General features: G+C 70.3%; 22 protein-coding genes. 12 read left to right on the top strand and 10 right to left on the bottom strand.

Annotation, left to right across the window (positions count from 1 at the left end; translation table 11 throughout):
- Nucleotides 1–233 precede the first annotated feature (233 nt).
- Together D7X74_RS10970 and D7X74_RS10965 are read left to right on the top strand one after the other, a co-directional pair.
- The gene (locus tag D7X74_RS10970; protein WP_158622212.1) at nucleotides 234–1,352 is read left to right on the top strand and encodes an IPT/TIG domain-containing protein; all 1,119 of its coding nucleotides are present in this window, start codon (nucleotides 234–236) and stop codon (nucleotides 1,350–1,352) included.
- Nucleotides 1,349–1,957 carry an outer membrane beta-barrel protein gene (locus tag D7X74_RS10965; RefSeq protein WP_120532875.1) on the top strand — a complete coding sequence of 203 codons (609 nt, stop codon included), beginning with the start codon at nucleotides 1,349–1,351 and terminating at the stop codon, nucleotides 1,955–1,957. The genes D7X74_RS10970 and D7X74_RS10965 overlap by 4 nt, the downstream gene beginning before the upstream one ends.
- A 17-nt stretch (nucleotides 1,958–1,974) precedes the next feature.
- Here the strand turns inward: D7X74_RS10965 and D7X74_RS10960 are convergent, their stop codons facing one another.
- Complete coding sequence (locus D7X74_RS10960) at nucleotides 1,975–2,385, bottom strand: response regulator transcription factor (protein ID WP_120532882.1); 411 nt, start codon at nucleotides 2,383–2,385, stop codon at nucleotides 1,975–1,977.
- A gap of 293 nt (nucleotides 2,386–2,678) precedes the next feature.
- Here D7X74_RS10960 and D7X74_RS10955 point away from each other — a divergent pair, with 293 nt between their 5' ends.
- Both D7X74_RS10955 and D7X74_RS10950 read left to right on the top strand, forming a co-directional pair.
- The gene (locus D7X74_RS10955) at nucleotides 2,679–4,076 is read left to right on the top strand and encodes a DEAD/DEAH box helicase family protein (RefSeq protein WP_120532881.1); all 1,398 of its coding nucleotides are present in this window, start codon (nucleotides 2,679–2,681) and stop codon (nucleotides 4,074–4,076) included.
- Nucleotides 4,063–5,274, top strand: a complete 1,212-nt coding sequence (locus D7X74_RS10950; RefSeq protein WP_120532874.1) for a DUF790 family protein — start codon at nucleotides 4,063–4,065, stop codon at nucleotides 5,272–5,274. Before D7X74_RS10955 ends, D7X74_RS10950 begins: the two co-directional genes overlap by 14 nt.
- A 27-nt stretch (nucleotides 5,275–5,301) precedes the next feature.
- On the opposite strand, the gene D7X74_RS10945 is transcribed toward D7X74_RS10950, so the two are convergent.
- Nucleotides 5,302–5,667: a helix-turn-helix transcriptional regulator gene (locus tag D7X74_RS10945; protein ID WP_120532873.1), complete on the bottom strand. Its 366-nt coding sequence runs from the start codon at nucleotides 5,665–5,667 to the stop codon at nucleotides 5,302–5,304.
- 130 nt (nucleotides 5,668–5,797) lie between these two features.
- Here D7X74_RS10945 and D7X74_RS10940 point away from each other — a divergent pair, with 130 nt between their 5' ends.
- The 3 genes from D7X74_RS10940 to D7X74_RS10930 all read left to right on the top strand — a co-directional run bounded on the left by D7X74_RS10940 (nucleotide 5,798) and on the right by D7X74_RS10930 (nucleotide 8,454).
- Complete coding sequence (locus D7X74_RS10940; protein ID WP_120532880.1) at nucleotides 5,798–6,160, top strand: response regulator; 363 nt, start codon at nucleotides 5,798–5,800, stop codon at nucleotides 6,158–6,160.
- A 79-nt stretch (nucleotides 6,161–6,239) separates the two neighbouring features.
- Entirely contained in the window at nucleotides 6,240–7,070 is an 831-nt protein-coding gene (locus D7X74_RS10935; RefSeq protein WP_120532872.1) for a metallophosphoesterase, read from the top strand.
- A 94-nt stretch (nucleotides 7,071–7,164) separates the two neighbouring features.
- On the top strand, nucleotides 7,165–8,454 hold the full coding sequence (locus D7X74_RS10930) for a DUF418 domain-containing protein (RefSeq protein WP_120532871.1): 1,290 nt from the start codon (nucleotides 7,165–7,167) through the stop codon (nucleotides 8,452–8,454).
- A 116-nt stretch (nucleotides 8,455–8,570) separates the two neighbouring features.
- Here D7X74_RS10930 and D7X74_RS10925 read toward each other — a convergent pair whose 3' ends face one another.
- Complete coding sequence (locus D7X74_RS10925) at nucleotides 8,571–10,826, bottom strand: M4 family metallopeptidase (protein WP_120532870.1); 2,256 nt, start codon at nucleotides 10,824–10,826, stop codon at nucleotides 8,571–8,573.
- A gap of 411 nt (nucleotides 10,827–11,237) precedes the next feature.
- Here D7X74_RS10925 and D7X74_RS10920 point away from each other — a divergent pair, with 411 nt between their 5' ends.
- The 3 genes from D7X74_RS10920 to D7X74_RS10910 are packed head-to-tail and all read left to right on the top strand — an operon-like array spanning nucleotide 11,238 to nucleotide 16,949.
- A complete protein-coding gene (locus tag D7X74_RS10920; protein ID WP_158622211.1) occupies nucleotides 11,238–14,201 on the top strand; it encodes a chemotaxis protein CheB in 2,964 nt (987 codons plus the stop codon).
- 39 nt (nucleotides 14,202–14,240) lie between these two features.
- Nucleotides 14,241–15,944, top strand: a complete 1,704-nt coding sequence (locus D7X74_RS10915) for an ATP-binding protein (protein ID WP_120532868.1) — start codon at nucleotides 14,241–14,243, stop codon at nucleotides 15,942–15,944.
- 30 nt (nucleotides 15,945–15,974) lie between these two features.
- Nucleotides 15,975–16,949, top strand: coding sequence for an NADPH:quinone oxidoreductase family protein (locus tag D7X74_RS10910; protein WP_120532867.1), 975 nt, complete (start codon nucleotides 15,975–15,977; stop codon nucleotides 16,947–16,949).
- A gap of 42 nt (nucleotides 16,950–16,991) precedes the next feature.
- Here D7X74_RS10910 and D7X74_RS10905 read toward each other — a convergent pair whose 3' ends face one another.
- Together D7X74_RS10905 and D7X74_RS10900 are read right to left on the bottom strand one after the other, a co-directional pair.
- Nucleotides 16,992–17,396 carry a hypothetical protein gene (locus tag D7X74_RS10905; RefSeq protein ID WP_120532866.1) on the bottom strand — a complete coding sequence of 135 codons (405 nt, stop codon included), beginning with the start codon at nucleotides 17,394–17,396 and terminating at the stop codon, nucleotides 16,992–16,994.
- A gap of 67 nt (nucleotides 17,397–17,463) precedes the next feature.
- A complete protein-coding gene (locus tag D7X74_RS10900) occupies nucleotides 17,464–18,735 on the bottom strand; it encodes an endonuclease/exonuclease/phosphatase family protein (RefSeq protein WP_120532865.1) in 1,272 nt (423 codons plus the stop codon).
- A gap of 309 nt (nucleotides 18,736–19,044) precedes the next feature.
- Between D7X74_RS10900 and D7X74_RS10895 the strand changes: the two genes are divergently transcribed.
- Nucleotides 19,045–20,157 carry an XdhC/CoxI family protein gene (locus D7X74_RS10895; RefSeq protein WP_120532879.1) on the top strand — a complete coding sequence of 371 codons (1,113 nt, stop codon included), beginning with the start codon at nucleotides 19,045–19,047 and terminating at the stop codon, nucleotides 20,155–20,157.
- Between the two features lie 28 nt (nucleotides 20,158–20,185).
- The gene (locus D7X74_RS10890; protein ID WP_120532864.1) at nucleotides 20,186–20,752 is read left to right on the top strand and encodes an NTP transferase domain-containing protein; all 567 of its coding nucleotides are present in this window, start codon (nucleotides 20,186–20,188) and stop codon (nucleotides 20,750–20,752) included.
- 2 nt (nucleotides 20,753–20,754) lie between these two features.
- Here D7X74_RS10890 and rpiA read toward each other — a convergent pair whose 3' ends face one another.
- The 5 genes from rpiA to D7X74_RS10865 form a co-directional block, all read right to left on the bottom strand.
- Nucleotides 20,755–21,462: a ribose-5-phosphate isomerase RpiA gene (rpiA, locus tag D7X74_RS10885; protein WP_120532863.1), complete on the bottom strand. Its 708-nt coding sequence runs from the start codon at nucleotides 21,460–21,462 to the stop codon at nucleotides 20,755–20,757.
- A gap of 26 nt (nucleotides 21,463–21,488) precedes the next feature.
- Nucleotides 21,489–22,685, bottom strand: coding sequence for an AI-2E family transporter (locus D7X74_RS10880; protein ID WP_120532862.1), 1,197 nt, complete (start codon nucleotides 22,683–22,685; stop codon nucleotides 21,489–21,491).
- 135 nt (nucleotides 22,686–22,820) lie between these two features.
- Nucleotides 22,821–23,948, bottom strand: coding sequence for a YgcG family protein (locus D7X74_RS10875; protein ID WP_120532861.1), 1,128 nt, complete (start codon nucleotides 23,946–23,948; stop codon nucleotides 22,821–22,823).
- Nucleotides 23,942–24,571: a hypothetical protein gene (locus D7X74_RS10870; protein ID WP_120532860.1), complete on the bottom strand. Its 630-nt coding sequence runs from the start codon at nucleotides 24,569–24,571 to the stop codon at nucleotides 23,942–23,944. The genes D7X74_RS10875 and D7X74_RS10870 overlap by 7 nt, the downstream gene beginning before the upstream one ends.
- Complete coding sequence (locus D7X74_RS10865) at nucleotides 24,568–25,041, bottom strand: TPM domain-containing protein (RefSeq protein ID WP_158622210.1); 474 nt, start codon at nucleotides 25,039–25,041, stop codon at nucleotides 24,568–24,570. Before D7X74_RS10865 ends, D7X74_RS10870 begins: the two co-directional genes overlap by 4 nt.
- Between the last annotated feature and the right edge of the window lie 15 nt (nucleotides 25,042–25,056).

Raw genomic sequence — 25,056 nt, 5'->3', positions numbered from 1 at the left:
CCACCGTGCTGCCCGTCCCCCCCGCCGTGCTGCCCGTCCCTGCTGCCTGGAGCCTTAGCATTCGCCGTGCCGACGCCCTTCCACGGGATATTCCCCTGGAACTTCAGCCACTTGAGTCCCAATGCCCTGCCGGACCAGGGGCGCTGTGAGCCCAGAGCCGGAAAAAACTCCTGACCCTCCAGGGCCCCGGCCTAACGTGTGACAGCCTTGTTGACGGGATGATGGAGGAACCCGTGCGCCTTCCGGTCGTCGTCACACTGCTCAGCCTGGTCGCCTGCTCCGAATCCGCTGAAGGGCCCACCCCGAAGCTCGAGGGCCTCATCAATCCGCTCCAGCGGCTCATCACCCCCGCGCGCGTCTGCAACGCGGGTGGCGGTGAACGCGGATGGCGTCTGGAGATCGTGGGCACGGGCTTCAACCCCCTTCCCCGTGACGCGCTCACCGACACGCCCTCCGTGGAGCTGCCCCAGGTGACCCTGAGCGGTCCGAGCGACTACACGCTCCCCGCCGACCACCTCTTCTTCGCGCGCTCGGAGCTGATGCGGATGGACCTGCCCAGCCGCGACAGCACCCCTTCGAGCCAGCTCGCGCCCGGCGCCTATACCGTCGCCGTGACGAACCCCCTGGGCGGGACCTCCGAACTCGAGGACGGCCTGCGCGTCGTACCCGCGCCCACGCTCACGAGCATCACCGCGCCCCAGGGCTTCTCCTACGGTGGCGGCAGTCCCCTCGTCATTGAAGGCAGTGGTTTCCGCTCGGACGCATTGCCCCTCATCACCCTGCACCGCGAGGGCGAAGAGGACCAGCCGCTCTTCAGCATCACCGTCGTCTCCGACACGCGCATCGAAACCGAGGTCCCTCCCGCGACGCCCGAGGGCACCTACGACCTGGTCCTCACCAACCCCGAGGGCTGCGCCGTCAGCCGGCCCCAGGCGCTCACCGTCGCCTATCCGAAGCTGGGACTCCTCGCGCTGTCACCCCGGAGCGGCCCCGGCAGCAGCGACACGGCCATCACCCTCGACAACACCCGGTCCGGGGACCAGCGCCCGTTCTCCCCCGGCATCCAGGACGTGTACCTGGTCGCGCCCGTGAAGACGGACCCCACCCAGCGCGTGAACATCCCCCTGCGCGAAGTGACGGTCCTGTCCGAATCCCAGCTCACCGCCACCGTGCCCACCTGCGCGGGCTTTGATCCGCCGCCCATCACGGATCCGCGGTGCCACGGAGGCATCGTGCCCGGCGGCCCGTACGCGCTCATCGTGGTGGACCCCAGCGGCGCGGTGGGCCTGGTGCCCGAGTCCGCGGGCTTCACCGTCTCCGCCTCCCTCCTCAACGACGCCCCCACCCCATGAACGCCTTCGCCCTGCTCGCGTTCGCGGCGCTGGCCGCCGCACCGTCCCCGTCCCCCAAGGACAAGGAAGGCCCCCTCTTCATCGCGCCCAAGGTGGGCTTCATCAAGACCACCACGTCGCTGGACGGCGACCTCTATCTGGCGGGCGAGGTGGGCTATCTCACGCCCCTGCTCCAGCGGCGCCTCGCGGTGGTGCTGGAGGTGAACTACCACCGGCCCTCCACGTCGGGGACGATGCGCGGGCCCCAACTGGACAACCTGGGCCAGGCCGTGGAGCGCCCCTACACGCTCGCCGAGCGCGAGGTCGCCCTCCAGCTGTCCGCCGTGTTCCGCTTTCCCCGGGGGCTGGGACCGCTCACGCCCTACGTGGGCGCGGGCCCGGGCCTGTACCTGCACCGCGCGACGGTGGAGGTGTTCGACAGCACCGCGTCGGAGAGCGGCGGTGGGCTCGGCTTCCAGGCGCTCGCGGGCGCGGAGCTTCCGCTGGGTCCCGGGGGCGCGTTCCTGGAGGCGCACTACCACTTCGCCCCCGTGAACTTCCTCACCACCGGGGATGTGAACACCGGCGGGGTGCTGGCGGCGGTGGGCTACCGCCTGCGGTTGTAGTCAGGCGCGGACGCGCGTCAGGCGCGGCCCACCGGCGGACGCAACATGCGCAGCAGGTGCTGGGCCAGCAGATCCCTCACGGCCTGGAGCAGCGAGCCCATCAGGTGGTGCAGCGCCTCCGCGGTGTCGCCGTGCGCTTCCCGCACGCGCTCGGAGCGGCCGTCGAAGATGCGCAGCCGGCCGGGCACCAGCGAGATGACCGGCAGCGACGGGTGGCGCTTGCGCAGGAGGCCCAGGAACAACGGGTGGTCCTCGTCCGGGCGGCGCAGGTCCACCACCACCAGGGCCGGCTTGTTCTCCGCGATGGAGGCGAAGGCGTCGTCCGGCTCTCCCGTGGCGGTCACCTCCACGTCCGGCTCCGCGTCCAGGAAGCGTCTCAAGAGCGTGCGCGACGCCAGATGCGGGCTGACGACGAGGACCCGCATCAGGAGGTCCACGCCAGGAAGGACGCGTGGATCCACCCGGCGAGCGGGGCACGGCGAGCAGCGACGGTGCAAGACCTGGGCATGAGCATGGTGCAGGTAACGCCCGGGGGGCCTCCAAAGCAACCCGACCCGCGCTCCGAAGGCACGCCGTGCCTCCAGGCAGTCAATCGTCCGCGCCCGTGGCTTCTTCCAGACAAGTTGGCCACAGTGGCGGAGCGCCGTCCCACCCGCTACTTCCCTTCTCGCGGATGTTCCCTCCCACGTTGGTTCCCGCACGCGAGCCCGTCATCGAGCCCCTGCCCGCCCCCCTCATCGAGCTGCACTACGACAGCGGCACGCTGGTGGCGCCGACGCTGCCCGAGGACGCGCGCCTGCTGGAGCTCTTCCAGAAGGATGCGCGCACGGGCGTCTTCCGCGCCCCGGCGCGCCACTACCGCGATGTCGTCATGCGCCTGCGCGAATGCGGGCTGCCCTACGAGGACCGGGCGAAGCGCTTCGAGCCGGTGGAGCTGCCCCTCACCGTTCCCATCGAACCGTTCCCGCACCAGCGCGCGGCGTTGGACGCGTGGACGCGCGCGGGAGGCCGCGGGCTCGTGGAGCTGCCCACCGGCGCGGGCAAGACGCTGCTCGCGGTGCTGGCCATCGCGTGGGTGAAGCGGCCCACGCTGGTGGTGGTGCCCACGCTGGACCTGATGGCGCAGTGGCAGGGCGTGCTGGCGAAGTACTTCCCCGGCCCCGTGGGCATGGTGGGCGGCGGCGTCAACGACCGGCAGGCGCTCACGGTGACGACGTACGACTCCGCCGCGATGCAGATGGAGTTCACGGGCAACCGCTTCGGCCTGCTCATCTGCGACGAGTGCCACCACCTGCCCGCGCCCAGCTACCGCTTCATCGCCGAAGGCACCCTCGCGCCCTACCGCCTGGGGCTCACCGCGACGCTCGCGCGCGCCGACGGGGGCGAGCGCGTGTGCGAGGAGCTGCTGGGCCCGCTGGTGCACCGCACCGGCATCGAGGAGCTCCAGGGTCAGTACCTGGCGCCGTACGAGGTCCGCCGCGTCGAGGTGCCGCTGACGCCCGACGAGAAGACGCGCTACGACGAGGCGCGCGGCAGATACCTCACCTTCGTGCGCAGGCTGGGCGTGCCGCTGGCGTCACCGGAGGGCTGGGCCCGCTTCCTCGCGCAGAGCCAGCGCAGCGACGAGGGCCGCGCGGCCTACCGGGGCTACCGGGAACAGCGCCGCATCGCGCTCACCTCCAGCGGCAAGCTGGACGCGCTCTGGCGCATCCTGCTGGAGCACCGCGAGGACCGCGTCATCGTCTTCACCGACGACAACGAGACCGTGTACACGCTGGCCCGCAGGCTGCTCCTGCCCGCGCTCACGCACCACACGCCGCTGCCGGAGCGCAAGGCGCTGCTGGCCGCGTTCGCCAGCGCGGAGCTGCCCGTGCTGCTCACCTCGCGAGTGCTCAACGAAGGCGTGGACGTACCCGAGGCGCGCGTGGGCGTGGTGCTCAGCGGCAGCGGCAGCGTGCGCGAACACGTGCAGCGCCTGGGCCGCATCCTGCGAAAGCGTCCCGACAAGCGCGCGATTCTGTACGAGGTGTGCTCCGCGCAGACCGCGGAGAGTGGCATCAGCGAGCGCCGGCGCCAGCACCGCGCCTACCAGGAGGGTCCACCGGATGCTGACGCGTGAACTGCTCGCCTCCCGCGTGCGCGAAGGCATCCTGCGCCCGTCCTTCGTCAAGACGCATGACCCGTCCCTGCAGGCGCTCGCGAAGGAGCTGCTCGCGGACGCGGAGTCCTTCCGGGGTCAGGCCCGCGACGACGTGGAGGAGTCCTTCGCCCTCAAGGCCGGCGCATTCAGCCGTCCCAAGGTGGCGCGTGGCCTGGTGAAGCTGCTGATGGACCGGCTCCTCTTCGACGAGGCCGGCGAGGGCGCGCAGGAAGCGCGCTGGCGCACGCTGCTCGTGGGCGCGAAGGTGCTGCGGACCCTTCCTCCCGACACCACGCTGGAGGCGTACGAAGCGCGCCTCTCGGCGGCCCTGGACGCTCCGCTCACGGACACCCGCGAGGCGCTGTACACGGACCTGCCCGGCAACCGGAAGCTGCTCGGCTGGGACGGCGACGCCCTCACGCCCCAGGGCCTGTTGGATCGCTACAACCTCGCGCTCGCGCAGGGGCCGCTCCTCAATGCCCGCCGCCTCACCCTGCGCGCGCGGGCGCCGGAGCTGCTGCGCGTGCGCAAGCTGCTGCGCTGGCTGAAGTTCTGCCGGCTGGTCGCGGAGGTGCGACGCGACGGCGAGGACTGGTCGCTGGAGGTGGAAGGCCCCGGCGCCATGCTGTCCCTCCAGAAGAAGTACGGCCTGCAGCTCGCGAGCTTCCTCTCGGTGGTGCCCCTCCTGGAGCGCTGGGAGCTGTCCGCCGTGCTGGAGGACGCGCGCAAGAAGTCCACGCTCCAGCTGAGCCACGAGGATCCGCTCGTGTCGCCCCTCCCCGCCGCGCTGGGCCACGTGCCGCCAGAAGTCGCCGCGCTGTCGGAAGGCTTCGAGGACGCGGCCTGGGAGCTGGACCTCACCCCCCGGCCCCGTCACACCGGCGCCGCGGGCCTGTGCGTGCCCGACCTCACCTTCCGCCACCGGAAGACGGGCCATGAAGTCGCGCTGGAGCTGTTCCACCCGTGGCACGCGGGACCGCTGTCACGGCGGCTGTCGGAGCTGCGCGCGCGCCCGGACACGGGGCTGCTGCTGGGCGTGGACCGCGCGCTGGCGAAGGAGGCGGCGGAGCGGCAGGTGCTGGAGGAGCACCCGCAGGTGGTGCTCTTCAACGGCTTTCCTTCCGTCCGGAAGCTGCGGGAGCGGCTGGCGCGCTGGGACGACGCGGCGCCCTCCTGAAGGACGCCACGCGCGCTCCCCGGCGCATCAGCCCCGGGGTTTGAACTGCGAGGCCAGCACGCTGAGGATCCGGATGGAGCCCCGGTCCAGCTGCTTCGCGCGGCGAAGCAACCGGCGCAGCTCCGCGGACTCGCCGTAGTCGGACGGTGGCTCCGCCGCCCACTTCACGTCCTGCGACGGCTTGAGGCCCAGTGCTTCGTCCGCGGAAATGGACAGCACCACGCACAACCGCCGGAAGGTCTGGATGCTGGGCAGCATGTGGCCACGCTCCAGCCGCCCATAGACTTCACTCGCGATGCCGATGCGCTCCGCCACGTCCGCCTGGGTCAGGTTCAGGCGGGTGCGGGCGACGCGGGCCGCACCTCCGAGCCGGGATGCGAGGGTCTTTTCCATGGGGTCGTTAACCTACCGGGTTCGCCCATGTCGATATGACTTGAGAGGTTGGCTTCCAAGAACTTCCGGGGTAGGCTTGTCGCGACACAACCTCTTGCGTTACGCCTGTCTTCACCACCTGGTGGCCTTCATGCGCACGCACTCCCATCCCGTCCCCAGCTTCCTCTTCGTCGACGCGGATCCGCGCGCGCTCGCGGCCCTGCGGCGGTTGGTGAGGAATCTCCCGGGCCTCAAGCGCTTCGCCCTGGACGTGCGCGAAGCGGTGCGGCTCATGCACGAAGCGAAGCCGTCCGTGGTGGTGAGCGGCTACGGGCTGCCGGATGGCGACGGGCTGTGTCTGCTCGCGGGCGTGCGCGAGCGCCTTCCGGGCACCGCCTGCGCGCTGCACACCTCGCACCCGCCCACGCCCGCGCTGGAGGGCCGGGGCATCACCTGGATGGACCGCGCCGCCCCGCCGCAGCAGGTGCTGGAGCTGCTCGCCTCCCTGAGCTGAAGCAGCCCTGAAGCCGCCCGCCTGAGCGTTCCCGTGCCGCGCGGGGGCATGCGCGTTAAGGTACTGGCTCCCACGCGCCATGAAGCTCTACGCCATCAGCGACCTGCACCTGCGTCACGCCGAAAACCACCAGGCCCTGGCCGCGCTCGCGCCACGTCCGGACGACTGGCTCATCGTCGGCGGGGACGTGGGCGAAACGCTCGCGGACATGGACCTGATGCTGCGCACGCTCACCGCGCGCTTCCGTCAGGTCGTCTGGGTGCCGGGCAACCACGAGCTGTGGTCCATGCCGTCGGAACAACCGCCCCTGCGCGGTGAGGCCCGCTACCTGCGCATGGTGGACCTGTGCCACCGCTACGGCGCGCTCACGCCAGAGGACCCCTACCCGCGCTGGCCCGGCGAGGGTCCGCACCGCGTCGTCGTCCCCATGTTCCTGGGCTACGACTACACCTTCCGCCCGGACACCGTGCCGGTGGAGAAGGCGCTGGAGTGGGCGTGGGAGGACGACCTGATGTGCACGGACGAGGTGCTCCTGCACCCGGAGCCCTACCCCACCCGTCAGGCCTGGTGTCACGCGCGCGTGGAGCGCACGCGCGCGCGGCTGGAGCGGATTCCGCCGGGCGCCTCCACCATCCTCATCAACCATTACCCGCTGCGGTATGAGCACGTGCGGCTGCCGCGCATCCCGCGCTTCTCCATCTGGTGCGGCACGCGCCTCACCGAGGACTGGCACACCCGCTACCGCGCGGAGGTGGTGGTGACGGGACACCTGCACATGCCGGCCACGCTGTGGCGCGACGGCGTGCGCTTCGAGGAGGTCTCCCTGGGCTACCCCCAGCAGTGGCGCCACCGGGGCGGACTGGAGCGCTGCCTGCGCGAGGTTCTGCCCGGCCCGGAGAAATCCGCCTGACGCAGGGAAGCACCGCGGCAAGCGCCGCGCCGCATCCGGGCAAGCCCCCGGGTGCGTTTGACGGTGTCGAGGAGGCGGGCGTGTAGTTCACGCCATGCCCGAACCCTCCTCCGCCGGTCCCGTCGACATCTCCGAGCGCGTGCACCTGCTGGACGCCCTGCGCGGCTTCGCGCTGTGCGGCGTCTTCATCTCCAACAGCGTCACCTGGTTCAGCGGCCGTGCGCTGCTGTCGCGCGAACAGGCGCAGGCGCTGAACGCACCGCCGCTGGAGACGGTGGTCAGCGCGCTCTACGCCTTCTTCATCGACCAGAAGTTCGTCACCCTCTTCTCACTGCTCTTCGGGCTGGGCTTCTCGCTGCAGATGTCGCGCGCGGAGGCCCGGGGGGCGTCCGTCGTGCCGGTGTACCGGCGGCGGCTGGGGGTGCTGCTCCTCATTGGCCTCACGCACATGTTCGCGCTGTGGGTGGGCGACATCCTCTCCACCTACGCGCTGGTGGGCTTCGTGCTGCTCTTGTTCCGCCAGCGCGAGGACAGGACGGTGCTCACCTGGGTGGCGGTGCTCTTCGTCGTGCTGCCGCTCCTCATCTCCGTCGCCCAGCGCTACGGGCCGGAGCTCCTTCACGGGAAGGAAGCGGCGGCCCTCGCCGCGAAGGCCACCCGGGACGAGGACGCGGCGCGCCGCACGGCGCTCCTCGCGGGCCTGTCCAGCGACTCGGTGGTGACGTCCCAGCGGGCCAACGCGCGCTTCGCCTGGCAGAACCTGGCCACCCCCGGCCGCCCGCTGTGGATGTGCATCATCCTGGGCCGCTTCCTGCTGGGCCTGTGGGCCGGACGCAAGCGACTGATGGAGGACGTGGAGCGCCACCGCAAGCTGCTCCGGCGGATCCTCTTCTGGGGATTGGGGGTCGGCACCGCCGTGGCCACCCTGGCGCTGGTGCTCAACCTGCGGCAGCGGGGCATGACCATGCCCGTCAGTCCCCCGGCGTGGATGGTGGGGATGCGCACCCTGCGGGAGGTGGGCTACCTGTTCATGGGCGTGGGCTACGCGGCGGCCTTCGCGCTGCTCTTCCAGAAGGAGCGCGGCAGGAGGGTGCTGGGCGTGCTCGCGCCCGCGGGCCGCATGGCGCTGTCGCTGTACCTGATGCAGTCGCTGGTGAGCGTGTGGCTGTACGACGGCTGGGGCCTGGGGCTCGTGGGGCACCTGCCCATGTCGCGCAGCGTGCTCTTGTCGCTGGGCGTCTTCGCGGTGCAGGTGGGGCTCGCGCACCTGTGGCTTTCGCGCTTCCGCTTCGGCCCGGCGGAGTGGCTGTGGCGCTCGCTCACCTACGGCCGCGCCCAGCCCATGCGGCTTGCCTCCACGAGTCCGGCGCGCACGGCGCACTGACTCCAGCGGAGACGGGCGGCACAGGGAAAAAAGAACCCCGGGTCCCGCCATGGATGCGGGAACCGGGGTCTTGAGGAGAGGGGCGCGGCATCAAGCCGCACCCCCTTCCGTGCGAACTACAGGGTCTTGTAGGACGCCGCGAACGTGGTCTTGATGTAGCCGTTCACGGTGGTGTCCACCAGGCTCGGCACGCCGACGATCGTGATGTAGTAGCGACCGGCAGGACGGTTGCGCAGCACGATGCCTTCCGTCGCGCTCTCCTTCACACCGCGAGCGATGTAGGAGGTGAACGTGGGGGCCGCGCCGTACTGCACGTAGACGTCCGCGTTGCCCTCGCCCTCGCCCAGCGCGATGGACAGCGTGTTGATGCCGGAGTCCACCTTGAACTCGGGCATGTCGATGATGTAGGTGCGGCTGGAGCCCTCGACGCCCGCGAGGTTCTCGACGACGAACTCGTTGCCGATCTTCTCGAAGCCACCCTTCCAGGTGACGTTCAGCGTGGTGCCCGTGTAGCTGGTGAAGCCCTTGATCATCACGTACCAGATGGCTTCCGTGCCGGAGGTCGCGAAGGTGCAGGTCTCCGCGTTGCCGGACTTGTACGGACGGCAGTCGTACAGCGAGTCCGTGGGGGCGTTGGCGCGACGGACGTAGAGGTCCGCGTCACCCGTGCCACCGGCCATCGTGAACGTCACGTCCGTGGCGCCCTCGGGGATGGTGATGGAGTAGTACTGCTTGCTTCCGGACGAGCCGTTGATGCCCGTGACGGTCGTGCCCTTCTCGATCGGGGTGGTGACCGGGGGAGGAACCGGGACGCCGACGCCGACGGCCTTCCAGGCGTTGCCGACCTGGGTGACTTCCGCCGCGGTGAAGCCCAGCTGGGTCGCGGCCTGCTCCGACGCGGTCTTCGCCGCCTCGAAGTTGGACGACGCCACCAGGAGGTCCACGTTGATCTTGTAGAAGACCTTGGCGGCCTTCTCGAAGCCGATGCCCGTCACGACCTGGGTCGTCTTGGCGCGCGGGTGCGTGCCACCCTGGGACATCAGGTAGAACGCCAGGTTGGAGATACCCGAGCTGTAGTGCACGTCCACGCCGGAGGAGTAGTCCGGGTAGTAGTCGAGCGAGTCACCGTCCAGCGTGGGGCTGTCCATGTAGCGCAGGCCGTCACCCGGGATGCTCGGCGTCCAGACGTCGTCGCCGACGATCCAGGTGCCCGCGTCGATGACCTTGCCCTTGCCGTACCACTCGCACACCGCGCCGAAGATGTCGGAGAGCGACTCGTTGAGGCCACCGGACTCACCGGAGTAGGTGAGGTTGGACTCGGACGAGGTCACCGCGTGCGTCAGCTCGTGCGCCGTCACGTCCAGCGAGTTCGCCAGGTTGGAGGCGTTCACGCCGTCGCCATCGCCGTACACCATCTGGGTACCGTCCCAGTAGGCGTTGACGTAGTTGTTGCTGTAGTGGACGTAGCTCTTCAGGAGCGCGCCCGCGTTGTTGTACGAGTCGCGGCCGAACAGCTCGCTGTAGCAGTTGTAGACGGTGCCCAGGTGGCCGTAGTTGTTGTTGACCACGACGTCGGCGTGGGCCGCATCACCCTCGAAGCGCGCACGGACGGCCGTGGGCAGCGACGTGCGGTGCTGCAGGTCCCACACCTGGCGGTTGATGGCCGAGTGGATGTTCGGGCGGATCTCGAACACCTCGCCCGTCTTCGCGTTCACCAGCACCGTGTTGTCGACCGGCGTCGTGTCCTTCAGCTCGCCCTTGACGCGAACTTCATACGTCAGGACCAGCTCGTTGCCGGAGCGGTGGTAGACGAGCTGGGGCTCGCCCTCGGTGGACGCGCGCTCGGGAGCGCTGCGGTCGCCCGTCGCCGCGGCGATGGCCGCGTCGGCGGCGATGGTGGCCTTCGCCTCGCCCTTCAGGTCGCCACGGGCGTTCGTGTTCACCGCGAACACGGTGCCGTTGCGGGCGTGCAGACGCACTTCCGCGTCGCGCACCAGGATGCCGTTGTGGGTCACGCCGTAACGGAAGTGCGTGTCACCGTCGAAGCCGACGTAGGCCTTCTTCAGGAACAGGTCGTTCGGGTCCAGGCGGAACATCGGCGCCACGCCCGCGAGCACCGGGGCCAGCTGCTGGGGAGCAGCGATGCCCTGGATGGCCGACGGCGCGGGAACGGAACCAAAGGAACCGGTGACGAAGGTGGGGATCGCATCCGCGTCGGCAGCAACCACGTGCTGACCGGCCGACAGATTGGCGGACGCCTTCTGGAGGTTGGAGTCCTCCGTGTTCGCGGCAGGAGCGCCTTCGGTGCAGGCGCCAACCATCAGGGACAGGGCTGCGGCACCCAGGGCGCCGCGTACTCGCTTCTCGTACATGTAATCCTCCTGCTAAGTGGAAAGATTAGAAACGACAGTGTCACATGAGAGGCGCGCATTTCAAGTACAGGCGAGAATTTTACGGATACGCCACTTCTCAGGAATTGAGAGTTCTCGCAACTGCTTGAAAATACGGAGGAACCCACGCCGACCGGGGGAAAACGAGCAATGCTTCAAAACTGACTACGCTGAAACTTCGCGTTTGAAGCACCTGTCGGTGGAAGCGTGCATTAAGTGAACGCCGGGGAGAATTTGCCGTCTCATTTATTCCCGACCCGGGTGGGTCCTACATCACCGCCTGTTGGCGCAAGGGCGAGCAGACGGGCCAGCGGCAGGGGGCGCACTGGGCTATCAGGGAAGCAAGGTGCCCCGCCGGCGTGCCGCCGCGCGACGGGTGCCGAAGGGATTCCCGTGAAGAAGCAGCCCCCGTCCGCCCCGCCGTCCCCCTCACAGGAGGCGGGCGCGGGCGCGAAGACGTTCCCGGAGCGCTTCCCCGTGGTGGGGATTGGCGCTTCCGCGGGCGGACTGCCCGCGTTCCTGACCCTGCTGGAGCACCTGCCCCCGCGCACGGGCATGGCGTTCGTGCTGGTGCAGCACCTGTCGCCGCAGCACGAGAGCAGCCTCCAGATTCTGTTGGGCCGGGCGACGGACATGCCCGTGCTGGAGGCCACCGACGGCCTCACGCTCACGCCGGATCACATCTACGTGAACCCACCGGGGGTCAGCCTGACGCTCGAGCACGGGTCGCTGCGGCTGGGTCCTCCGGCGTCGTCCGCGCAGGGGTTGCGGCTCATCGACGACTTCCTCACGTCCCTGTCGGAGCAGGTCCCGGGCCGGGCCATCGGCGTGGTCCTCTCCGGCACGGGCTCCGACGGCACCCGGGGATTGCAGGCCGTGCACGAGGCGGGCGGCGCCACCCTGGTCCAGGAGCCGACGTCCGCCCACTTCGACGGCATGCCCCGGAGCGCCATCGCGGCGGGCTTCGTGGATCACGTCCTTCCGCCGGAGGGCATCGCGATCACCCTGGCCCAGTTGGCCAACCTGGAGTTGCTTCCCACCCATGCCCGGGCGCCAGGGGCGGTGTCCGCCCGCGTTCTCCCCCAGGAGGGCCTGCAGCGGGTCTTCCAGTTGCTGCGGGAGACCACGGGCGTGGACTTCACGCACTACAAGCCCAGCACCATCCACCGGCGGCTGGAGCGGCGGATGCAGCTGTGCAAGGTGGAGGACCTGGCCGCCTACATCCGCCACCTGGAGGAACGTCCGGAAGAGCTGGAGCTGCTCCACCAGGACCTGCTCATCCACGTCACCAGCTTCTTCCGCGACCCCGCCAGCTTCGAAGCCCTCCAGCAGAAGGTCTTCCCGGAACTCTTCCAGGGCCGCCCTGCCCACCAACCCTTCCGCGTCTGGATCCCCGGCTGCTCCACGGGCGAGGAGGTGTACTCGCTCGTCATATGCCTGATGGAGTACCTGGGCACGGCGGCGACGGCCACGCCCATCCAGGTCTTCGCGACGGACGTGAGCGGGACCGCCATCGAGCAGGCGCGCGCCGCCGTCTATCCGGAGTCCAGCGTGTCGGGACTTTCGCCCGAGCGCCTCCGCCGCTTCTTCGTGAGGACGGAGGGCGGCTACCAGATCCACAAGTCGCTGCGCAACGTATGCATCTTCGCGCAGCAGAACCTGGTGAGCGATCCACCCTTTTCGCGGATGGACCTCATCATCTGCCGCAACGTCCTCATCTACCTGGGGCCGGTGCTCCAGAAGAAGGTCCTGCCCGTCTTCCACTATGGCCTGCGCCCCGGGGGCTTCCTGATGCTGGGCACGTCGGAGACGGTGGGCGCGTCCGCGGACCTGTTCGCCCTGGTGGACAAGCGCAACAAGCTCTACCGGAAGAAGAACGCCTCACCGCAGCCGAACCTCACCTTCACCTATCGGGAGTCCATGACGGAGCGGCCCTCCAGCTCGCGGCGAAAGCTGACGTCGGGTGTGACGGACCTGGATGCGCAGCAGGAAGCGGACCGTCTGGTGCTCGCCCGCTACGGGCCCCCGGGCGTCATCGTCAACGAGGACCTGGAGATCCTCCACTTCCGCGGCCACACCGGGCCCTACCTGGAACCGCTCCCCGGGGTCGCGAGCCTCAACCTCATCAAGATGGCGCGCGAGGGGCTGGCGCTGGAGCTGAGGGCGGCCCTGCACCAGGCGAAGAAGAGCGCCAGCCAGGTGCGCAGGGAGGGGCTGACCCTCTCCGGGGGTGACCGCCCGCGCAAGGTGAACCTGGAGGTGCACCCGCTGCGCTCGGCGCAGGCCGGCGGGGAGCACTGCTTCCTCGTGCTCTTCGAGGAGGCGCATGAAGCCACCCCGGCCCCCGTGCGCGAGGACCGCGCCGCCAGCGGTCCCGAGCGCGACCTCGAGATGGAGCGGCTGCGCGAGGAGCTGCACACGACGCAGGAGCACCTGCAGACGGTCGTGGAGGAGCAGGAGGCCACGTACGAGGAGCTGCGCTCCGCCACCGAGGAGCTCCAGTCCAGCAACGAGGAGCTCCAGTCCACCAACGAGGAGCTGGAGACCGCGAAGGAGGAGCTCCAGTCCACCAACGAGGAGCTCATCACCGTCAACGAGGAGCTGCAGAACCGCAACCTCGAGCTCAGTCAGATCAACGGCGACCTGAGCAACCTGATTGGCAGCACCCATATCGCCACCGTGATGCTGGGCAACGACCATCGCATCCGCCGCTTCACCCCCATGGCGGAAGAGGTGTTGAAGCTGTCGTCCTCCGACATCGGCCGCTCCCTGCGCGAGGTGAAGCTGGCCCTTCCCCTACCGGACCTGGACGCCGCCGTGACGGAGGTCACCGAGCGCCTGGGCGTCATCGAGCAGGAGGTGCGAGACAGCAACGGGCACTGGTATTCGCTGCGGCTGCGCCCCTACAAGTCATTGGACAACAAGATTGAAGGCGCGGTGATGACGCTCCTGGACATCGACCGGCTCAAGTCCAGCCTGGATGAATCCCGCCGCTCGCGCGAGTACGCCACGGCCATCGTGGAGACGATGCGCGAGCCCTTCCTGGTGCTGGACGCGGGCCTGCGCGTCATCAACGCCAACCCGGCCTTCTACACCACGTTCCAGGTGAGCCAGGAGCAGACCCTGGGACACACGCTCTACTCGCTCGGCAATGGCCAGTGGAACATCCCCCAGCTGCGCCACCTGCTGGAGGAGATCCTCCCCCTGAACAAGCACCTGCAGGACTTCGCGATGGAGCACCGCTTCGACACCATCGGGCACCGGCGGATGCTCCTCAACGCCCGGCAGCTCTCCAGCGAGACGACGGGCACCCAATACATCCTGCTCTCCATCGAGGATATAACCCGGAAGGCCTGAGCCTTCTGGCAACGGGTCTGCGCGCAGTGGGGGGAGTCCATGGATGGGCGGAGCGGGAAGAAGCAGGCGGAACTCACGCAGGCGCTGCACGCCCTGGAAACCAACCCCAGCGCTCCGGAGGAGTTGCGCGGCCTGCTGCGGGAGCTGCAACGCCACCAGTTGGAGCTGGAGGTGCAGAACCGCGAGCTGCAGGAAGCCCAGCAGGCGCTGGAGGAGTCCCGCAACCGCTACATGGAACTCTACGACTTCGCGCCCATGGCGTGCGTGAGCCTGGACGTGAACGGCTGCATCCAGGACCTGAACCTCACCGGCGCGAGCCTGCTGGGCCAGAACCGTTCCTACCTGCAAGGGCTGCCCTTCACCCCCTTCGTGGATTCCGCCGACGTGGGCCGCTTCTTCGGCCACCTGCGCCAGTGCATCCACGGGGAGACGGTGAGCACGGAGCTGCGGCTGAGGATTGCTCGGAGGCAGGTCGAGGTGCGCCTCGTGAGCGCGCCCCTCGATGACAGCGGCTCCCGGCAGCGCATGTGCCGGACCGCCATCATCGACATCACCGAGCTGCGGCAGATGCAGGTGCGGCTGAGCCTGGCGGAGCGACTGGCGGCGGTCGGCACGCTCGCGGCGGGGATCGCCCACGAGGTGAACAACCCCCTGGCCTTCCTGATGGGCAGCCTGGGGCTGGCCACGCACGCGCTGCGGGCCCCGGCGCCGCCTTCGGTGGATCCGGAGCTGCTGGCCCTCGCGCGCCATCACACCGGAGCGACCCAGGCGCTGGAGGCCCTCACCCAGGCGCAGGAAGGCGCCGAGCGCATCCATGACATCGTCAAGGACCTGGGCGCCTTCGCCCGCCCCACCGCGCCGCCGGGCCGGAGCGTCAACGTCGAGCAGGTGCTGGAGCTGGCCCTGAAGATGGCCATGGTGGAGATCCGCCACCGGGCCCACGTCGTGAGGGACTACACGCCGGTACCGGAGGTGATCGCCGACAGCGTCCGGCTGGGACAGGTCTTCCTCAACCTGTTGGTGAACGCGGCCCAGGCCATTCCAGAGGGGATGGCCTCCCGCCATGAGATCCGCGTCCGGCTCCGGGCCTCCGATGAGGGCGTGTTCGTACACATCCAGGACACGGGCGTGGGCATTGCCCCGGACGTGCTGGAGCACGTCTTCGATCCCTTCTTCACCACCAAGCAACTGGGCCAGGGGCTGGGGCTGGGGCTGGCCATCAGCCACAGCCTGGTGTCGCAGATGAACGGCGGCATCACCGTGGACAGCGCCCCCGGACAGGGCAGCACCTTCACCGTCCGGCTTCCGGCGGTGCCGGCCGCGCCGCGGTCCCCCGTGCCGCCCCCACCCACGGCGCCCGCTCCCAGCCTCCAGCGCGGGAGGATCCTCATCGTGGATGACGAACGGTCCTTCGGGAAGACCCTCCGCCTGATGCTGATGGACCTCCATGAGGCGACCTACACCCCCAGCGCGAAGGAGGCCCTGGGGTGGATCCGCGAGGGGCGGCAGTACGACGCCATCCTGTGCGACCTGATGATGGCGGAGGTGACGGGCAGGCAGTTCCACGACGCGCTCCAGGAACAGTCGCCCGAACAGGCCCTGCGCCTCATCTTCATGACCGGGGGCGCCTACACCCCCAGCTCCCGGGAGTTCGTGGAGCAGCTGACCCTGCCCCTCATCAGCAAGCCCTTCAAGCGCGAGGCACTCGACGCACTGCTGGCTCCCCTGCTCGCGCGCGCTTGAACTAGCGTTGCGCGCTTCGGGAGGCGACACATGCGCGCGCTGCAGGTTCAGAAGCTCACGGGGCCGGACGGACTGGTGCTGGTGGATGTGCCGGAGCCGGAGGCCGGAGACGGAGTCCTCATCGACGTGGTGGCGGCCGGGGTCAGCTTTCCGGACCTGCTCCTGTCGCAGGGCAAGTACCAGATGAAGCCGGAGCTGCCCTTCGTGCCGGGCGTGGAGGTGGCGGGCGTGGTGCGGCAGGCCCCCACGGGGGCCCGGGTGAAGGCCGGCGACCGCGTGATGGGCTTCTCCTTCACGCTGGGCGGCTTCGCGGAGGTCTGCGTGGTGGCGCCGGAGCTGGCGTTCCCCATTCCCCAGGCCTGGAGCTTCGAGCAGGCCGCGGGCGTGGTGATGAACTACCACACGGCGCACTTCGCGCTGCACCGGCGTGGACAGCTCCAGGCCGGGGAGACGGTGGTGGTGCACGGCGCGGCCGGCGGCGTGGGCACCGCGGCGGTGCAGGTAGCGAAGGGCGCGGGCGCGCGCGTGCTGGCGGTGGTGGGCGACGCGCGCAAGGCGGAGATGGCGAAGCGCGCGGGCGCGGACGTCACGCTGCTGGTGAATGACTGGCCCGCCGGCGTGCGGGAGGCCACGGACGGCCGGGGCGCGGACGTGGTGCTGGACGTGGTGGGCGGAGACGTCTTCGACAAGAGCCTCAAGGTGCTCGCGCCCGAGGGCCGGCTCTTGGTGGTGGGCTTCGCGGGCGGACAGATTCCGTCCGTCGCGGTGAACCGGCTGCTGCTGCGCAACGTGTCCGTGGTGGGCGTGGCGTGGGGCGCCTTCCTGATGCACGGGCCGGAGCTGACGGCCACCATCGCGAAGGACCTGGAGGTGCTCGCCGAGCGCGGCATCCTCCAGCCCCTGGTGGGCAGCGTCTTCCCCCTGGAGGACGGCGCGAAGGCGCTGCGCGAGCTGGAGTCACGCGCGGCCGTGGGCAAGGTCGTCCTCCGGGTGAAGGCCGGCTGACGCCACGGCCTCCGGCGCGCGGCGCTTCGTCCAGCGGTGCCTTCAACCCAGCGGTGAAGGCGTCCCGGCCTCGCGCTCCAGCACATCGGCGGCGCGGGCGTCGCGGGGCAGTCCAAAGCGGGCGCGCGAGCACGCGAGCAACTGCCCCGCGTAGACGCTGTCCTCCAGCGCTTCCGCGTAGCGGCCGTGGGCCTCGAACAGGCGGGCCCGCTCATCCACCAGTCGGGCGAGGATGCGCGCCTGCTCCGGGTGGGTGAAGAGGCCGACGACGGAGCGCGCATCGAAGCGGGTGAGCGTTTCGAACTCCATGCCCAGCGACGCCGTGCACGTCTCGCGGATGAGCCCCAGGCATTCCTCCCAGGAGGCACGGGTGCGGAGGATGGCCGACACCGAGCGGCCAAGCTCCTGGACAGCGTTGAGCAGGAAGGCGTGTCGTAGGACGGGCATCCAGTTTCCCACTACAGCCCAGCCGGACTGAATCATCCAGATGCGTTCCCGGGCCGCGCCCAGGAGGTCAGCTGGAGCGGGACGGAGGCTTCGAGGGGGCGACCCCATTGAAGCGGTAGTGCGCCACCACCGGCTGGTGGTCGGAGGACTCCGTGGAGCGGTCCACCTCGAAGAGGACGGGGGTCAGCGTGCGCGTCGCGTAGAAGTTGTCGAAGCGCTTGCCCGTGGCGTGCACCACGCCGTGGCTGTCCGGCAGCGAGGTGAGCGTGGCGCAGTCCGCGACGTCCTGGAGGCGCAACCACGCGGGGCTGCCCTTCGGGACATGGCCCGCGCCCAGCTCCGCTCGGGCGTGCTGGGGCGTCGTGAGGGACTGGTCCGCCAGCCGCACGCGCACCGTGGTCGCGTGACACACCGTCTCCGGCAGCTCCTCCTCCAGCACGTGCAGCTCATGGCGCAGGCGAGGGTCGGCGATGTTGCCCACGCCCCGGTCGCCCACCGTCACGTGGCTGAGGTCGCCGTAGCGCAGCCGGTATTCCTCGATGGTGTCCGTGTCGTTGTCCTGCTGGGGATGCAGGTGCGCCATCAGCCAGGAACCGCCGCGCTTGATGGCGGTGTTCGCGTTGAAGTCGCCCAGCACCACGGCGGGAACGCCCTCGCGTTGGCGCAGCAGGGAGTTGAGCTGGTGCAGGTTGCGCGCGTTGATGCCCGAGTCCCCCAGCGCGTGGTGCAGGTTGTAGAGGTAGAGCGGGTGGCCCCCCACGTCCAGCTTCATCCACAGCACGCCCCGGTCCTCCACCAGCTCCCCGGCCTGTCCCTGGCGGTGGATGGCCTCCTGGCGTTCGGCGTCGGTGAGGACGTAGGTGAAGTGCGCGGCGTCCACGATGGGGTGGCGGCTCAGGTACGCCTTGCCGTTCACCAGGCGCCCGCCGTTGTCGCCATCATTGCCCTGGTACACGAGGTGGAAGCCGAAGCGGGACGCGAGCAGCACCGACATGGGCACGCCCGCTTCCTGCAGACCGATGACGTCCGGCATGCGGTCCTGGGCCTCCAGCTGCGTGAAGTACTCCAGCAGCGCCTCCTGGCGCTCGCCGCCCATGAGGATGTTGTAGCTCATCACCGTGAGGCCGGGCCCCCGGGGCGCGCGCGGCGACGGGTGGTGCACGATGAGGGTTCGCCCATCGCCCAGCTGGCGCTCACTGGCGGGCAGCGGCACGGCGTGAAAGTCCGGCAGGGTGATGCTGGGGTCACGTCTGGGCAAGACGTCCTCCCTTCCGCCCGGCTTGCGGCCGAGCAGATGTCCCACCGCCGGCAGGTGCTCCAGCAGTTCGGGCATCTTCATGCGAGCCTCCCCATCCCCAGGGACTGAAGACGGGGGCGCGCCGCGCTTCCGGGCGCGAAGGGGTTGTGATGTCGGGTGTCATGCCGTGGCACTGATGATTCCACCGAGCCTCCATCCACGTGTCCTCCACTCAAGTTCGTGGCGCGGGGTCGTGTCCGCCAGCGTCATTCAGAGAGCGGGGGGTCGGCTGGACGCCTGCCCTGCGGGCACGGGGAGAGGCTGGCGTGAGGCGGAGCGTCCGACGGCACACACGCGGTGGGCGAGGATTCGGCACGGGTGCCCGCCATGGGTGCTTAGATGGGCCTCGCGATGAGGGAACTCGACGACATCCTGCGCTCTCGTGGACGCGCCTCCGGTCCGGTGGTCCTGGCGACGGTGGTGGCGGTGTCCGGTTCGTCGTACCGGCGCCCTGGCGCTCGCATGTTGATGGGCGAGGACGGCTGGCTGGCCGGAGGGGTGAGCGGCGGGTGCCTGGAAGGGGACCTCGTGCGCAAGGCCTTCTTCTGGACGTCGGGCGGACCGCGCGTGCTGCGCTACGACACCACCGGGGACAACGCCGAGGACGAAGGCGGCCTGTCGTTCGCGCTCGGGTGCAACGGCGTGGTGGACATCCTGCTGGAGCGCTGGGAGCCCGGCCCCGGTGATGCGCTCACCTTCGCGGCCGAGGCGCGCAAGCAGTCCCTGCGCGCGGTCGTGGCCACCGTGTTCCGGGGACCCGCGGAGGCCGTGGGCTCGCGGCTGATGCTGCGCGAGGACGGCGCGGAGGCGGGGAACCTCTCGGGGGCGCTGCGCGAGTCGGTGCGGGAGGCCGCGACCGAAGCGCTGGTGCGGGGCGTGCCGTGGAGCGGCGCGTGCGGCGGCGCGGAGGTGCTGGTGGAGGTGGTGGACCCGGCGCCGTCGGTGGTCGTGTTCGGCAGCGGCTTCGACGTGGCGCCCGTGGTGTCCCGGGCGCAGGGGTTGGGCTGGCACCTCACGGTGGTGGCGGACCGGCCCGTGGAGATGCTGCGCCGGAGGTTCCCGCAGGCGCAGGCGGTCATCGCGTCGAAGCCCACCGAGGTGCTGGAGAAGGTGCCCCTGTCCGCGCGCAGCCTGGTGCTGGTGATGACGCACAGCCTGCCGCAGGACCGGGAGCTGCTGGCGCGGCTGGTGCCGCTGCCGGTGCGCTACCTGGGCGTGCTGGGGCCGCGCGCCCGGACCGAGCGAATCCTGCGGGAGTTGCCGCAGGCCCCCACCGCCGCGCAGTTGGAGAAGCTGCACGCGCCCATGGGGTTGGACCTGGGCGCGGAAGGGGCGGATGAAATCGCCCTGTCCATCCTCGCGGAGGTGCAGACGGTGCTCGCGGGGCGGGACGGCGGACGGCTGCGCGAGCGACAGGCGCCCATCCACGCGGATGCCTCCGCTCCGGAGCGCAGGTCGGCGTGACAGCGCGCGGGCCACGAGGGAGGCGGACATGACCGTGGCCGTGGTGCTGCTCGCCGCCGGTGGATCCTCACGGTTGGGTCAGCCCAAGCAGTTGCTCCGCCATGAGGGCACCTCGCTGGTGCGGCGCGCGGCGGAGGCGGCCCTGACCGCGGGCCCGGTGGTCGTCGTGCTCGGGGCCCGGCGTGAGGACATCGCGGCGGAGCTGCGGGGCCTGTCCGTGCGGTGCGTGGACAACCCGGACTGGGCGCTGGGCCAGGGTGCATCCCTGCGCGTCGGCCTGCGCGCCCTGCCCCCGGAGGTGGACGGCGCGCTGGTGATGCTGTGCGATCAGCTCCGCGTGGATGCGTCCCACCTGCGCGAGCTCGTCGCCACGTTCGAGCGCACGCACGCGCCCATCGTCGCCTCCGCCTACGCGGGCACCCGGGGCGTCCCCGCCCTCTTCTCGCGCGCCCTCTTCTCCGAACTGGAAGCGCTCCCGCCCGCGGACGGCGCACGCAAGCTCATCGCCCGCGACCCGTCGCGCGTGGTGGAGGTCGTGCTTCCCGGCGGCGAGGAGGACGTGGACACCGCGCACGACCTCTCACGCCTCACCTGACGTCACGCGCCCCGGACGCGGTGGGTGATGCCGTCCGGCCCGGCCACCAGCAGGTCGGTGGTCAGGTTCAGGAACAGGCCATGCGCCATCACCCCGGCGCGGGACTCCAGCTTCGCGGCCAATCCGGCCACGTCGTTGATGGGACCGAAGTCACAGTCCAGCACCACGTTGCCCTGATCCGTCTGGAACGGCTTTCCATCCAGCGCCAGCCGCACCGTCACGCGCGCGCCCAGCGATTCCAGGAACAGCGACTGCGAACGCCAGCCGAACGGGAGCACCTCCACCGGCACCGGCCACTTCGTGCCCAGCCGGGGTGACAGCTTGGCCGCGTCCACCACGATGATCTCCCGCCGGCTGGCCTGGGCCACCACCTTCTCGCGCAACAGCGCCCCGCCGCCGCCCTTGATGAGCGACAGGTCCGGCGCCACCTCGTCCGCGCCGTCGATGGTGAGGTCCACCACCGGGTGCACATCCAGGGTCGTGAGCGGCACGCCCAGCGACGCGGCCAGCGCTTCGGTCGCGCGCGAGGTCGGCACGCCCACCACGTCCTTCAACGTCCCGGCCGCCAGCAGCGCGCCCAGCCGCCGCACCGCGAACGCGGACGTGCTGCCCGAGCCCAGGCCCACCACCATGCCGGGCTGGATGAACTCCACCGCGCGCTCCGCCGCCGCGCGCTTGAGGGACGACGAAACGCTCTCATCGGATGTCATGACGGGCCCGGTTCCGGAGGGACGGCTCAGTGCGGCGCCCCAGGATGCCCGGAGTCAGCCGGGGGCGCACGCCGCGCGTCATCCCCAGCCCGTGGGGAAAGAGGACCGGCCAACAGTGCCTCGTCCGCGTTCCCGGGCACGGCCGGCACCCGGGCCGCCGCCGCGAGCCGGCGCTCCCGCGTCCACGTCTTGCGCCGCTCGCGCTGCACCTCGGTCAGCAGCACCTGCCCCGCCGCCGCCGCCGGCACCGCGAGGATGACGCCCAGCAGCCCCGCCACGGAGCCACCCACCAGGGCCACCAGCGAGATGAGCAGCGGGTTCATCTTGATGGCGCGCCGCTGCACCAGCGGGCTGAGCAGGTGGGCCTCGAACTGCTGGTAGACCAGGAACAACGCCAGCGCGATGAGCGCGCGCCGCGATCCCACCGACGCCAGCGTGGTGACGCTCACCAGCAGCGCGGTGATGAAGCTGCCGATGAACGGGATGAGCCCCAGCACCATCGCCACCAGCCCGAGCGGCAGGAAGTACGGCACCCCCAGCGCCAGCGACATCAACGCCGTGAAGGCCCCGCCCACGCTCACGATGAGCAGCGTGCCCACCAGGTAGTTGCCCACCGCCTCGCGCATGCGGCCCACCACCCGGCGCACCCGGCCGCGCTGACGGGGCCGCACCCAGCCCAGGATGCTCGCGTAGAGGTCGTGTCCGAACAACAGCCCGAACACCGCCAGCGCCAGCACGGTGACGCCCGCGCCCATCAGCTCCACGGTGGAGGACAGCACCGTGATGAGCGGCCGGGCCAGCACTCCGGGCTCCACGTTGAACGCATCCTGCGGGCGCGACAGCACGCCGAAGTGCTCATCCAGCTTCTGCACCCAGGGCGCCTGCGTCAGCTCCGCGAAGAAGCCCGGCGCCGCGTGCACCAGGTTCTCCAGTTGCTCTACCAGCAACGGCACCAGCGTGAGGATGAGCAGGCCGGTGACGCTCAGCAGGGTCAGCGCGATGAGCGCCACGCCCAGTCCCCGGCGCACGCCCCACGACTGCATCCGGCGCACGACGGGCTCCGCCGCGAGCCCCAAGAGCAGCGCCACCGCCAGCAGCGTCAGCACGGGCCCCAGGCGCTGCATCGCCGTGCCCAGGAGCACCAGCAGCACCACCTGGGCACCCACCGACCACACCGTCCGGGGCGGCACGTAGACGGGCACGCCTCTGCGCGAAGCCTTCATGCCCTCAAGGTAGGGAGTGCCCTCCAGGCAGGCGATGGCGCGAAGCCGGAGGAGGACTTCCTGTCGGGTGCAGGACGGTGTCCGCGCGGATTGAAGCCCGGGAAGCAGGCGGGCAACCAGGCCTCGGAGCCGGACCTACCAGGAATCACTGCCACCGCCCCCGCCGGAGGAGCCGCCCCCGCCGCTCCAGTCCGACGATGAGGAACTGGAGTCACTGCTGGAATACGAGGACGAGGAGTCGTAGCTCGACGATGAATAGCTGGAACCCCAATCCGTGGAGGACGATGAGGATGAGGTGGCCCAGGACGAAGAGGAGGAATCCCCGCTGCCCCCCGTGCTGATTCCCTTCACCATGGCCACGACGAGCCCGATGGCCAGACTCGTGGCGAGGGACAGCAAGAGCGCCCACGCCAGCAGCCCCACCAGTCCGGCGGTGGGCGAGAGCGGCCACACCACGCACGCCAGTGTTCCCAGGAGGAGGCCCGTGAGCAGGACGCCTCCCAGCAATCCCGACCGCCGCCGGGCCACGAACCAGCCCCCGAGGAACGCGGCCAGCATCGCGACATACGCGAGGAGGACGTCCAGCAGGGTCATCTGGGAGTCCCAGGCGACCGAAACGAGCACCGCCGGAGGTATCAGCCCCAGCATCGCCGCCACGACCGGTATGACCGCGCCCCGGCGGGCTGAAACCCAGCACTGCATCAACAGCCCCGCCGCGGTGAAGGCGAACATGACCAGGATGAAGAAGAAGCCGCTCACGGCGAAGAACGGCCAATGGCTCCTGGGCGGGTGCAACAACCCGAGCGACTCCGGCGCCTGCTCACTCACACCCGCGATGATGGCCAGCAGCGCGGCCTCGAACCGCCCCTCACGCAAGAGCGGGCCCTGCGCGTGCAGCAGCGCCTGGGACTGGCCGTCCGTCAGGTACGGCTCCAGCCCGTAGCCCACCTCCAGGCGCGAGCGTCGGTCACCCTTCGCGATGATGAGCAGCACGCCGTTGTCCCGCCCCGCCTCGCCTCCCTTCCACACGCGGAAGACCTCTTCCGCATAGTCCTCGATGGGTTGGCCGTCCGTGGTGTCCACGAGCAGCACCGCCATCTGCACCCTCTTCTCCTCGCGCAGCTTCACCAGGGCCTGCGCCACGGTCGCCATCTCCCGAGCCCTCAGGGTCTCCGTCAGGTCCGTCACCGGCTGCGTGATGGAGGGGACGGCGCCCAAGAACAGCGTGGGCAACAGCAGCGACAGCAGAAGGGCCTTCACCATGTGGAGACCTCCGAGGACAGCGGCAGGACGGGAGGCAGGCCGGTCAGCCGCACCACCCAGCCGGTGGGAAAGGAGGTCGCGGAGGCGTTGTAGTCCGCGGCCCGTTCGTCATAGCGGCGCTGCTCAATCGCCACGCGGTTGTCCGCCCCGGACAGCTCCGCGTCGCGCGCCAGGCCGGGTGTGAGCGTGTCCTGACGTGCGCGCAGGGACTCGCGGCGCTCCACCACGTTGCGCACCTGGGCCCGCTGCCGCGCCACGTCCGCCAGCGTGGAGGTCAGGCCGTTGCGCATCACCAGCCCCGACACGGCCAGCACCCCGACGACGGCCGCGCCCACCCACGCGCCCCGGCGCAAACGGACGCGCCGCAGCCGGGCCAGCCGCTCCTTCGCCTGGGCCTCGCGCGCCTGGTCCTCGCGGCGCCGCGCCAGGGCCTCCAGCGCCTGGTCCACGTAGCGGGCGGGGATGTCCAGCTCCTCGCCAATCTTGCGCACGTCGTCCGGGGTGAGCGTGTCCGGCGCCGCGTCCTTCTGCATCAGCCGCGTGGCGGTGGCGATGAGTTCGTTGACGTCGTCATAGGCGACGTCCTTCGGCGGTCCCCCACCGGTGCGCGTCGTCGTGCTCATGACTGGCTCACCGCGTCCGGCAGTTCATTGCCCGCGACGTCGGCCCCGGGCGCCGCCTGGCGCAGCAGCGCGCCAATGCGCTCCACCGCCGTCACCAGGGCGGGGAGGGACGCGTCCTCGCGGAAGCCCTGCGCCACGGAGGTCGCCACCTCCTGCCAGAAGCCCGGCAGCGCCGCGCCGTGGACACCCCGGCCCGCGTAGACGGCGACCTGTCGGTCCTCCACCGCCACGTACAGCAGCACCCCGGTGTCCTTCGTGGTGTGTCGCATGCCCAGACCTTCAAAGAGGTGCGCGGCCCGGGACAAGGGATGAAGGCCCTTGCTGGTGCGCTCCACGTGGACGCGCACCTCTCCGCGATGGCCCGCCTCGGCGCGGCGGATGGCGTCCACCAGCACCGCTTCCTCTGCTTCCCCCAGGATGCGCTTCCGACGACGAAACCACGACCAGCCCATGCCGGGACGATATGCCATCCCCCCACACACGGG

This window comes from Corallococcus sp. CA047B (assembly GCF_003612065.1).
Taxonomy (GTDB): domain Bacteria; phylum Myxococcota; class Myxococcia; order Myxococcales; family Myxococcaceae; genus Corallococcus; species Corallococcus praedator.
Note: the sequence above shows the minus strand (reverse complement) of the source record. Positions and strands in the feature narration are given on the sequence as shown.